The following is an 11,262-nucleotide window of genomic DNA, read 5'->3' as shown; positions in this document are numbered from 1 at the left end:
GTAGGCGCGGAATGCTCACAAAATGGTGACGTTCGGGCGCTGCCGAAAACAGCAGCAAACCGCAACCATGCGCAATGGCGGGCGTTCGACATGATCACGATAAATGCCACGTGGAAATGTCGACATGACACACGCCAATCCAAACCCCGCCACTCTCACCCGCTCAGGTCTCGCCTTCTGGTGGTCAATGTTCATAGGCGTATTGCTGGTGATACTTGGCTTGCTGATCGGCGCAGGCGGCGCCTGGCTGATCGCGCTGGGCGGGTCTTGGTACTACCTGCCTGCCGGAGTGGCGCTCCTGGTCGCCGGGATTTTGCTTTTGAGCGGCAATGCCGCAGGCGTCTGGCTTTACGCCCTAACCTGGATGGCGACGCTTGCCTGGGCCTATTGGGAAGTGGGCATGGACGGCTGGGGGCTGATGCCCCGCGTGCTCGCCCCGACAATTATCCTAATTTTCGTTCTGCTGACCTTGCCGGCCTTCAGCGCTGACCGCGCGAAGCGCGTTCGCGACGCTGCGTACGCGACCACATCCGCTGGCGTTGTCATTGTCGGCTGCGCAATCGGGCTCCATCATTTCACGCTTGCGGCACAATCGCAGGAAGCGATCGCTCCTGCCACGCCGCCAGTTGGAGGCGCGGTGGAAACCGCCCCGCCGGCTCAGGCCGACACCGCGATCCACCAGGCTGGATCGAATTGGCCTGTCTACGGCGGCTCGGAGCTGGCGACGCGGTATTCGCCCCTCAAACAGATCACCGCCGGCAACGTGGCGAAGCTGACCAAGGTTTGGGATTTCCACACCGGCGACATGCCAAGCAAGGCGGCGGCCGACAAATACTCTCCGGAAAACACACCGCTTGAGGTCGACGGTCATCTCTTTGCCTGTTCGGCCAAGGGTATCGTCATCTCCGCCAATGCGGCGACCGGCAAGGAGGAGTGGCGATATGATCCGAAAGTGTCCGACGACGCCATTCCGTACGGCGCCAGCTGCCGCGGTGTCGCCTATTACGCCGCTCAGGGAGCAAACGCCGAGCAGCCATGCGCGACACGCATCCTGTGGGGCACGCTCGATGCCAGGTTGATCGCCATCGATGCCAGGACCGGCAAGGCATGCGGTGATTTCGGCCAGCAAGGCGTCGTAGACCTCACCCAGGGGCTCGGCAAGACGGTTCCCGGCTGGTACTCGGTGACCGCGCCGCCGACCATCGTGCGCGGCATAGCCGTGCTTGGCGCCCAGGTGAAGGACGGACAGGCTGAAAATGCCCCGTCGGGCGTGGTGCGCGGCTATGACGTGATATCAGGCAAACTGGTCTGGGCGTGGGACATGGGCCATCCCGACCGCACCGGCGCGCCGCCCCAAGGCGCCACTTATACGCGCGGCACGCCCAATATGTGGACCGTCGCGGCCGCCGATCCTCAGCTCGGCTATGTCTATTTGCCGCTCGGCAACGCCTCGGTCGACTATTACGGCGTGGATCGCAAGGACTTCGAAAATCAATACAACTCCTCGATCGTGGCGATCGACGTCGCCACAGGCAAGCCGGCCTGGCATTTCCAGACCGTTCATCACGACCTTTGGGATTACGACCTCGGCTCGCAGCCGACGCTCGTCGACTTCCCGACAGCTGATGGAAAAGTCCCCGCAATCATCGTGCCGAGCAAACAGGGCCAGATATACGTGCTCGACCGTAAGACCGGAAAATCGCTCTTCCCGGTCGAGGAGCGGCCGGTTCCGTCGGGTGGTGTCGAACCCGAAAAGCTGTCCAAGACGCAGCCCTACTCCGGCTATGCGCATCTCGACCAGCCGGTGCTGACCGAGAAGGACATGTGGGGCATGAGCCCGCTCGACCAGCTCTACTGCCGCATCCAGTTCCGACAGGCCTCCTACCAGGGCGAATATACGCCGCCGACCGTGGACAAGCCTTTCATCGAATATCCCGGCTACAATGGCGGTTCCGACTGGGGCAGCATCGCTGTCGATACCGATGACGGCATCCTGATCGCCAACTACAATGACATGCCCAACTACAACCAGCTGCTGCCGCGGGAAAAAGCCGATCAGATCGGTTTCAAGTCGATCGAGCAGGGCGGCGGTTCGCAGAAGGCCAAGGACATGGGCGATCCGCAGATGGGATCGCCCTATGCCATCGCCGTCAACGCGGGTTGGCGACTCTCGACGGGACTTTTGTGTTCCGAACCGCCTTATGGCCACATCCGCGCCATCGACCTGAAAACTGGCAAGACGCTGTGGGACAAGCCGCTCGGCGAGGCGGTCAAGAACGGCCCATTGGGCATCCCGTCCATGCTGCCGATCGACATCGGCACGCCGAACAATGGTGGGCCGCTCGTGACCGCGGGCGGGCTGATCTTCATTGCCGCGGCGACGGATGACAAGCTGCGCGCCATCGACATCAAGACTGGCAAGGTGGTTTGGCAAACAGACTTGCCGGCAGGGGGCCAGACCACGCCGATGACCTATGAAGTCAGCGGCCGGCAGTACGTCGTGATCGCACCTGGCGGCCACCATTTCATGGAGACCAAGGTCGGTGACGAGGTCATTGCTTACGCATTGCCCGCGGGCTGAGCCGGAAGCGGTCCTCAGGGGAGCCTGAGGGCCTGGCTTGAGATGCTCTCGGCACGGTCATCCCGCAGATACCACCTGGCCCCGACAGCTTGTTGGCAGAGGAAGCCGCAAGCGCGTAGTCGATGCCGTGCGCCGTCTATTCCGCCACTGCTCCGACATGAGGTGGCACGACGGGCCGGCGCTATACCGCGCGCCACCGCGCCGTTTGCATCGCGCCAGCGAAGCCACCTTCCCGTCGCGGCCCTTGATCATCAGCTTATCAAATCGTCTATCCTGATCGGCAAGTCTCGAATGCGTTTGCCCGTAGCATGGTACACGGCGCTTGCAACGGCCGCCGCGGTCCCGACATTGCCTAGCTCCCCCAAGCCTTTGACGCCAGCCGGGTTGACGTCTAGGTCGACCTCGGGAACAAGGATGACGTCGACCTGTTTGATGTCGGCGTTGACCGGCACCAGATAGTCCTGCAGGTCACGATTGACGTAGCGGGCGTTGCGCCGGTCGATCTCCGTCGCCTCGTGAAGGGCTTGGCCGATACCCCAGATCATGCCGCCCATCAGTTGGCTGCGCGCGGTGCGCGTGTTCATGATGCGGCCGGCGGCAAAGGCACCGACGATGCGCGGCACCCGGATCTCGCGCGTGTAGCTGTTGACGCGCACTTCGACGAATTCAGCGCCAAAGGCGTATTTCACTGAATCCTTGTCCTGATCGCCGCCGTGGAATTCCGCCTGCCCGGCATAGAGTTTCTTCAGTGCTTCCGGCGTCGAACCCCTTGGTGCAAACTCGGCGTACTCCTCTATCGCGCCGACCTGCATCACCTTGAAGACATCCGACAGCCTGGCGGATTTGCCGCCGCTTGCCACGATCTTCTCTTGCTCCATGTCCAGCTTGGCATTGCCGGAACCAGCCAATGGGCCATCTCCGGCGACGGCTGCCGCGAAAAGTTTTCCGCGCACCGCGTCACAGGCCTTCAGAACCGCCGAGCAGACGCTCGCGGTCGAAATCGAGCCACCCGAGACCGGCGCGGGCGGCAGGGCGCTGTCGCCCATCTCGACACTGACCTTGTCCATCCCTATGCCGAGACGCTCGGCGGCCATCTGTCCGGCGACGGTGCGCACACCGGTGCCAATCTCGTGCGAACCGCACTGAACGCGAACCTGTCCATCGGCGGTCAAGCGAACTCGGGCCGCGCATGGCGCGCTGGCCGTTGGATAGATGGCTGTCGCGCATCCCAGGCCGACCAGCCAGTCGCCCTCGCGCATCGATCCGACCGCGGCGTCACGCTTCGACCAGCCAAAGGCTTCGGCGGCCTGGTCGTAGCATTTGACCAGCGACCGGCTGGAGAATGGCTTGCCGCCGATAGGCTCTTTTTCAGGCTCGTTGATGCGCCGAAACTCGACGGGATCCATGCCGAGCGCCACAGCCATTTCGTCCATGGCGTTCTCGAGCGCGTAGACGTATGGCGTCTCCGGCGGCGAGCGCATGTAGCCCGGTGTGTTGCGATCGGCATGGACGATAGAAACGTGAGTGAGCACCGAACCATAATTGTACATGCGACCGGTGGCTGACGTGCCGCCGACGACATAAGGGTCAGGGCGTGATGTAACCTCCCAGCCCTCGTGTCCGAACGCCGTGATGCGGCCGTCCTTGCCGGCGCCGATGCGGATTCGATGCCTGGTCTCGGCCCGGTAGGTCTGGGTGTTGAAAGCCTGCATGCGGCTGACGACGCAGCGTACCGGCCGTCCAACACGACGCGCGGCAACCGCGACAATTGCAGTGCGAGCCGTCATCGGTCCCTTGGAACCGAACGCGCCCCCGACATAAGGGCTGACAATCCGCACATTGGCGGGGTCGATCTTCAACTGCCGGGCAAGTTCGATTTTCCAGCCGGTGACATTCTGGCTGGGCTCATGGACAGTGAGTTGATCGCCTTGCCACATCGCCGTGGTCGAAAACAGTTCGATCGGATTGTGGTGCTGGGTCGGCGTCGAATATTTTTGGTCGATCTTGACGGCAGCGGATGCATAGGCAGCGTCGAAGTCGCCGGCTTTGACATCCTCCTGCAACATCGGGCTCTTGCCGGCCGCCGGTTCCACCTTCACGCCTTCGGAATCAAAGCTGGCACTTGGCGATTCGTCTTCGTAGTCGGCGCGGATCAACATCGACGCTTCCTCCGCCGCCTCGAATGTCTCGGCAACAACCAGGGCGATGATCTGGCCGTCGTGGAAAATCGTCTTGTCGTGCAGCGGGGCGATGGAGCTTGCACCGGTGCTGCCAAATTTCGGCGTATCCGTCTCGTCCATGTCGCCATAGGTCACGATGTCCAGCACTCCGGGCACGGCCCTGGCATCATCCGTATGGAGTTTGGAAACCTTGCCCCGAGCGATGCTGCTCGTGGCTAGAGCGCCATAAGCGACATTGGCCGTGGCGATGTCGGCCGGATAGCTGGCCTGCCCGGTAACCTTCAGCCTGCCGTCGATGCGGACGACCGGTTCGCCTTGGTTTTCTTTTGGAGCTGGAGCGGCTTGATTCATGGCTCAGACCTTCATGTCACGGGTTTCGAGCAGCGCTCGCACCAGCGTGCGCTTTCCGAGCGGTATCTTGAACGCGTTGTGTTCTCGTGGCCTGGCATCAGCGAATGCGGCTTCGGCAGCAGCCGTCGCGGCCTTGTCGTCGAGGGCATTGCCACGCAGCGCATCCTCCGCCGCTCTCGCGCGCCATGGCACCGTCGCGACGCCACCGAGTGCTATGCGCGCTTGCCTGACCGTGTCTCCGTCCATCTCCAGCGCCACCGCCGCCGAGGCCAGCGCAAATGCGTAGGATTCGCGATCGCGTATCTTCAGGTAGCGCGAGCGACGGCTCCATCCACCAAGCGGAACATCAATGGCGACGATGACTTCATCGGCGGCCAGATCCGTCTCGATGTTGGGCGTGTCGCCGGGAAGCCGGTGCAGGCTGGCGAATGGGATCTTGCGCGGGCCACGCCGCCCCTCCACTTCGACGACCGCATCGAGCGCAATCAGCGCCTGCGCGAAATCACCGTGATAGGTCGCTATGCAGGCATCGCTGGTGCCCAGCACGGCATGCTGGCGGTTTACCCCTTCCATCGCCGCACAGCCGGAACCGGGCTCCCGCTTGTTGCACGGCCAGGAGGTTTCCCGAAAATACTCGCACCGCGTTCGCTGCAACACGTTGCCGGCAAGGCTGGCCATATTGCGAAGCTGGCCGCTGGCAGCGAATTTCAGGCTGTCGGCAAGGAGCGGGCAGCGGCGCCTGACGTCCTTGTTGTCGGCTGCCTCACCCATGCGAACCAGCGCACCGAAACGGATGGTGTCGTCGTCCGTTTTGATCTGCCGCAAAGCAGGCTCGGCAAGCTCGTTAAGGTCGAGCAGTCGCTCCGGCTGCGCGACACCCAGCTTCATGTAGTCGGCCAGATTGGTGCCGCCGGCGATGAACTGGGTGTTGGCCTGAGTTGGCGCAGCGTCGAGATGAGACGCCATGGCGATCGCCGCGGTGACGCTCGTTGGTCTTTCATAGAGGAAGGGACGCATCCTAGGCCCTCCTGATCTCGTCGCGCGCCTGGATGATCGCCGCGACGATGTTCGGATAGGCTGCGCACCGGCACAGATTGCCGCTCATATACTCCCGGATATCATCCTCCGAACCGGCATGGCCTTCGTCGATGCAACCGATGGCGGACATGATCTGGCCCGGCGTGCAGTAGCCACATTGAAAGGCATCATGGTCGACAAACGCCTGCTGCACCGGGTGCAGTTCGCCGTCGGCCGAAGCCAGGCCTTCGACAGTCGTGACCTCGCGGCCCTGGTTCATGACGGCAAAGCTCAGGCAGGATAGCACCCGCTTCCCATCGACAAGAACGGTGCAGGCACCGCACTGGCCGTGGTCGCAACCCTTCTTGGTGCCGGTCAGACCAACATGGTCACGTAGAGCGTCAAGCAGACTCGTGCGATTGTCGAGTGCGAGGGTGTAGGCCTGCTTGTTGATCCGGAGCGAAATCGTCGACAGGTCGTGCGGTTCGACCGCTCTGGCAGGCGACGGCTCTGCGGCTTTTGTCGAGGTAGTCATGAGAGGCATTGCGGCTGCCGCCGTAACAGAACCCGTCATGAAGGTGCGTCTGCTCAGGCCGCTAGGGCTTGTGGGATTGGACATGGCGGCTTTCCGGCTGGCTGGAGTCTCAAGCGGACGAAACTGTTCGCGGGAAGCAAAGTTCCCTCCTCACATCGCTGTGATCGTTTCCTTTGCAGGACGGCCATGCGGAACTTCAGCCGCAAGGCCGTGGTTGTCCTCGATAGGTTCCAAGGAAGGAGGCGATCATGAGCAATGATCGGAGCGATCGGCGAAGCGATCGGCTTGATGACGAAGGCCCTGTCTTTTCGGCTGAACAGGCGCGACAAGGTGAGATCATCCTGCGAACCCGCACACGGCGGATCATCTTCATCGCAGGGCTGGTCGGCATCGTGATCCTCATCACAGTGATCAGATTTGCCGTCGGTTGAATGGCTTTGGCTACGATGCCGACGAATGCCGCCGAGCCGGTTCGTCAGGAACTTTTGTGAAGAGCTGTCGTTGAATCGGTCGTTAAAGCGGTCGGCGCCTTCCCTGAAAGTTCTCCCCGTGGATGCAAAAACCGAGACTGAAGAACCAGACAAAGTCAGAGATGCGCGCGGCGTTTCGAGCAAGGCCGGACAGGATGCGTCGCCAAAACGCAGGGGCGATGTGGCGCAGCCTAACGCTCCGGAGCGCGAAGCGCGGGACAAGCAGGCGGATGAACAAAAGCCCAGCCTCCTAGGTTTCCCCCGGCGGCATCCTTACGTGGCCATTGCAATCTTGATCGTGATGTTGCTAGCCGCCGTGGCACTGATCATGTGGTGGCTGAATGCCCGCCAGTATGAATCGACCGACGACGCCTTTATCGACGCCCGCACGATAACTATCAGCGCCGAGATATCAGGACGGGTCACTGACCTTGCGGTGACCGACAACCAACCGGTCAAGGCGGGCGACGTCCTGTTGCGCATCGATGACAGCGACTATCGGGCCAGCCTTGAACAGGCCGATGCCGGCGTGGTTTCGGCGCAGGCCGACATTGTCGAACTAGGGGCTCAGATCGAAGCACAAAACGCAAAGATCGATGCGGCGCAGAAGCAGACGGCGGAGGCACAGGCCGCGCTCGATTTCGCCAAAGCCGAGGACCAGCGCAACCGTGAACTTCTGGCCAAGGGCACGGCTACCCAACAGCAGGCGCAGCAGGCCGCTTCGACGCTGCGCCAGGACCAGGCTGCTCTCGACAGCGCTCAAGCCAATGTAACAGCCGCCAGGAGCCAGGTCGCTGTTTTGCAGGCGCAGACCAAAAGCGCCGAAGCCAAGCTCAATCAGGCCAAGGCCAGCCAGGACCAGGCGAGGACCATGCTATCCCGCACAACCATCACCGCACCGGTCGCCGGGCGGGCAACCAGCATCTCGGTCGCCAACGGTACCTATACCCAGCCAGGCCAGGTGCTGATGATGTTTGTTCCGGACGAAGTCTGGGTGAAGGCCAACTTCAAGGAAACACAGCTCGATCTGATGCGGCCCGGACAGCCGGTCGACATCGAGATTGACGCCTATCCGGACAGATCTTTTCATGGCCGCGTCGACAGCATCCAGGCGGGCAGTGGCACCGCCTTCAGCCTGCTGCCGGCAGAAAACGCCACCGGCAACTTCGTCAAGGTGGTGCAGCGCGTGCCGGTGAAGATCGTCTTCGACAAACCGCCCGGCGTGCTGCTGGGTCCGGGCCTGTCGGTGGTGCCGACGGTCAAGGTGCGATGACTGGCGAAATCTCCAGCGCCCAAAGCGAAAGCCGGTCCGCCGCCGGCGGGCGCAATCCCTGGCTGATCGCCATCGTCGTCTCCATCGCCACCTTCATGCTGGTGCTGGACACTTCGATTGCCAACGTGGCCCTGCGCAACATCGCCGGCAGCCTGGCTGCCGGCATGGACGAGAGCACCTGGGTGATCACTACCTATCTGGTCGCGAATTCCGTGATCATCCCGGTCAGCGGCTGGTTGGCCAGCGTGATCGGGCGGAAGCGCTACTACATGCTTTGCGTGGCGACGTTCACCATCGCATCGCTGTTGTGCGGCCTCGCGCCCAATCTGGAAATGCTCATTTTCTTCAGGATCCTGCAGGGTCTCGGCGGCGGCGGCATGGCGCCGAGCGAACAATCCATCCTTGCCGATACCTTTCCGCCCGAGAAGCGTTCCCAGGCTTTTGCCCTTTATGGCATCGCCGTCATCGTCGCACCGACAGTCGGGCCGACCCTCGGCGGCTGGCTGACGGACCATTTCTCCTGGCACTGGATCTTCTTCATCAACGTGCCGTTCGGCATCATGTCGCTTGCCTTGGTGCAGTGGCTTCTCGTCGAGCCGGACGTGATCGAGCGCGAACGTCAGGAGCGGCTGAAGGGCGGCCTCAGAATAGATTGGGTCGGGTTCATCCTGGTCGCCACCGCTCTTGGCTGCCTGGAAATCTTCCTCGATGAGGGTCAGAGAAACGACTGGTTCGCATCGGGTTTCATCACGACTTTTGCAGTGATTTCGGCGATCTCGTTCCTGCTGCTCATCCCATGGGAGTTCAGTCACCGCGATCCGATCGTCGACGTGCGCCTGCTGTTCACCCGCCAGTTCGGCGCGTCGTTCCTGGTGATGATGGCTGTCGGAGCCGTGTTGTTCAGCACCACGCAGTTGATGCCGCAGCTGCAACAGACCGCCTTCGACTATACGGCCACCCTGTCGGGCCTTTCCATGATGCCCGGCGGCATCGCCATGCTGATCTTGATGCCGATTTCCGGATTTGCCGCCGGATTGGTGCAGCCCAAATATCTGATCATGATGGGCATGTCCGTTGTCGTGGTCGCCCTGTGGCACATGACGTCCCTCACCCCGGACGCCAGTTTCCGCTTCTTTGCCTTCGCGCGCATCTTCCTGATGATCGGCCTGCCGTTCCTGTTCATCCCCATTTCGACTGCGGCCTATGTCGGCCTCGCTCCGCAGAAGACCAACCAGGCGTCGGCGCTGATCAACGTCGCCCGTAACATCGGCGGGAGCATCGGCGTGTCATTGTCGAACACCGTGATCGCTCAAAACGCGCAGCTGCATCAATCGAACCTTGTCAGCCATACCGTGCAATCGTCACCCGCCTATCAGCAGCTGCTGCGTCAGGTGACGGATCACTTTGTCGCCCAAGGCTCGGGCATGCTTCAGGCCAAGCAGCAAGCCATCGGCTGGCTTGGGCAGTTGATCGCACGCCAGGCTTCGCTGCTCGCCTACATCGACGTTTTTCGCTACTGCGCCATCGCGACGGCACTGTTTGTTCCCCTCGCCTTGCTGCTGCGGTCTCCAAAACCCGACGGACGCCAGCCGAAATAGCCGGCCCGCCCCGCCAACCTATTCCAGGACTTCCGCCGCCTGCCATTTTTCCCGGCAAGCATCGCAAGTCGCAAGCATTGAATGCTTGGCGAATGACCGGCAACGTCAGATCCAGTTCGAGAGAACCGTTTCCATCTCGACCGTCTCCACCTGCTGCGCGAACCGTTGGTGATAAACGGTCAACAGCGCGTCATGCGTTGCGTCGGATGAACTGCACAGCGCGTCCGTAACAAGAACCACGCGATAGCCGAAATCGATCGCTCCGAGCACCGTGGCCAGAACGCACACGTCGGTTTCGCCGCCGGTGATAACCAGCGTGTCGATGTCGCGTTCGTTCAGAAAGGCCCTGAGGTGACCTTCGAACCAAGGCGAGTATATGTGCTTGTCGATGACTGCCGCTGGCGGGCAGTAAGTGACCAACGCCGGCAACAGGTCGACCATGTCGGAACCAATATTTTCGATCGCCATCGAGGCCCAGCGCTCATAATAGCGCTTCCATGTGCCGACGCCCTGCCCCGGCTTTTGCGCCGGCAGGAAGCGCGTGAAGACGGTCTGTGGCGCTCGTCTTTCGACCAGCCTCTCGATTTGAGGAAGGACACGGGTGATCCAGGGGGTCGCCCACCGCGACGGCTCGGCAAACAGCTTTTGCATATCGACACAAACATGCATGCATCGGTGCCCCAACGGACCATATGCCAGGCCCGGCATCGACATCGAAGATAATCCTATTCCATGACATGGGGGGTGTGCCGTTGGTCCTCCACCGGGTCGACATCGATGCGCGCCTTTCCCGGATCGAAGGTGCCATGACCTGCAATGGCCAGCGCTGCCGTATCGGGCGTCTCGTATGCCCACATGAAGTCGTCGGCCGAGCTACCGACAGCATGGACCCGCCAGTAACTCGCGGTCCCCTTGAGCGGTGAGCTGCTTGTGGTGTTGGTCTTTTCGAAAAGGTCGAAATAGATGTCCTCGAAAGGGATAAAGAACGTCGGCTCCTGCCCCTCTTCCCTGACTACCTTCGCGTGCTCCGTGGCTGCGACCACAGCATCGGAAAATCGCACGGTCACCGTCCCGGCAAACGGCTCTATGGTCAGTGGGCGAAAGTCGTGTTCTGACGTTGCGGCTGAAGTTTGCATCCGAATTCTCCCTGACTATCGATTGATCGTTGGACTGCGTCTCGATCCATCGATGGAGACGAAATGCGCGGCGATGCATCAGGTTCCAGCTTGTGCGGTGAAGCCGAGCGGGCCGCCGAGC

Annotated in this window: 9 protein-coding genes; 4 read left to right on the top strand and 5 right to left on the bottom strand. The window is 61.8% G+C overall.

The window, feature by feature from the left end; translation table 11 throughout:
* Positions 1–124: 124 nt before the first annotated feature.
* Positions 125–2,581 carry a membrane-bound PQQ-dependent dehydrogenase, glucose/quinate/shikimate family gene (locus tag LB536_RS19405; protein WP_224595526.1) on the top strand — a complete coding sequence of 819 codons (2,457 nt, stop codon included), beginning with the start codon at positions 125–127 and terminating at the stop codon, positions 2,579–2,581.
* A gap of 251 nt (positions 2,582–2,832) precedes the next feature.
* On the opposite strand, the gene LB536_RS19400 is transcribed toward LB536_RS19405, so the two are convergent.
* The 3 genes from LB536_RS19400 to LB536_RS19390 are packed head-to-tail and all read right to left on the bottom strand — an operon-like array spanning position 2,833 to position 6,748.
* Entirely contained in the window at positions 2,833–5,112 is a 2,280-nt protein-coding gene (locus tag LB536_RS19400; protein WP_224595523.1) for a xanthine dehydrogenase family protein molybdopterin-binding subunit, read from the bottom strand.
* A gap of 3 nt (positions 5,113–5,115) precedes the next feature.
* Complete coding sequence (locus LB536_RS19395; protein ID WP_224595520.1) at positions 5,116–6,129, bottom strand: FAD binding domain-containing protein; 1,014 nt, start codon at positions 6,127–6,129, stop codon at positions 5,116–5,118.
* Position 6,130: 1 nt separating this feature from the next.
* A complete protein-coding gene (locus LB536_RS19390; protein WP_224595517.1) occupies positions 6,131–6,748 on the bottom strand; it encodes a (2Fe-2S)-binding protein in 618 nt (205 codons plus the stop codon).
* 164 nt (positions 6,749–6,912) lie between these two features.
* On the opposite strand from LB536_RS19390, the gene LB536_RS19385 reads away from it, so the two are divergent.
* From LB536_RS19385 to LB536_RS19375, 3 genes are read left to right on the top strand one after another with little or no spacing between them, the layout of a single operon-like run.
* Positions 6,913–7,095: a hypothetical protein gene (locus LB536_RS19385; protein WP_140760226.1), complete on the top strand. Its 183-nt coding sequence runs from the start codon at positions 6,913–6,915 to the stop codon at positions 7,093–7,095.
* 25 nt (positions 7,096–7,120) lie between these two features.
* Positions 7,121–8,407: an HlyD family secretion protein gene (locus LB536_RS19380; RefSeq protein WP_224595513.1), complete on the top strand. Its 1,287-nt coding sequence runs from the start codon at positions 7,121–7,123 to the stop codon at positions 8,405–8,407.
* Complete coding sequence (locus tag LB536_RS19375) at positions 8,404–10,005, top strand: DHA2 family efflux MFS transporter permease subunit (RefSeq protein ID WP_140811917.1); 1,602 nt, start codon at positions 8,404–8,406, stop codon at positions 10,003–10,005. Before LB536_RS19380 ends, LB536_RS19375 begins: the two co-directional genes overlap by 4 nt.
* 105 nt (positions 10,006–10,110) lie before the next feature.
* Here the strand turns inward: LB536_RS19375 and LB536_RS19370 are convergent, their stop codons facing one another.
* Both LB536_RS19370 and LB536_RS19365 read right to left on the bottom strand, forming a co-directional pair.
* Complete coding sequence (locus LB536_RS19370; protein WP_224595510.1) at positions 10,111–10,719, bottom strand: cysteine hydrolase family protein; 609 nt, start codon at positions 10,717–10,719, stop codon at positions 10,111–10,113.
* An 11-nt stretch (positions 10,720–10,730) separates the two neighbouring features.
* Positions 10,731–11,141 carry a DUF427 domain-containing protein gene (locus tag LB536_RS19365; RefSeq protein ID WP_140760220.1) on the bottom strand — a complete coding sequence of 137 codons (411 nt, stop codon included), beginning with the start codon at positions 11,139–11,141 and terminating at the stop codon, positions 10,731–10,733.
* Between the last annotated feature and the right edge of the window lie 121 nt (positions 11,142–11,262).

Source organism: Mesorhizobium sp. ES1-3, from assembly GCF_020164795.1.
Classification (GTDB): domain Bacteria; phylum Pseudomonadota; class Alphaproteobacteria; order Rhizobiales; family Rhizobiaceae; genus Mesorhizobium.
Note: the sequence above shows the minus strand (reverse complement) of the source record. Positions and strands in the feature narration are given on the sequence as shown.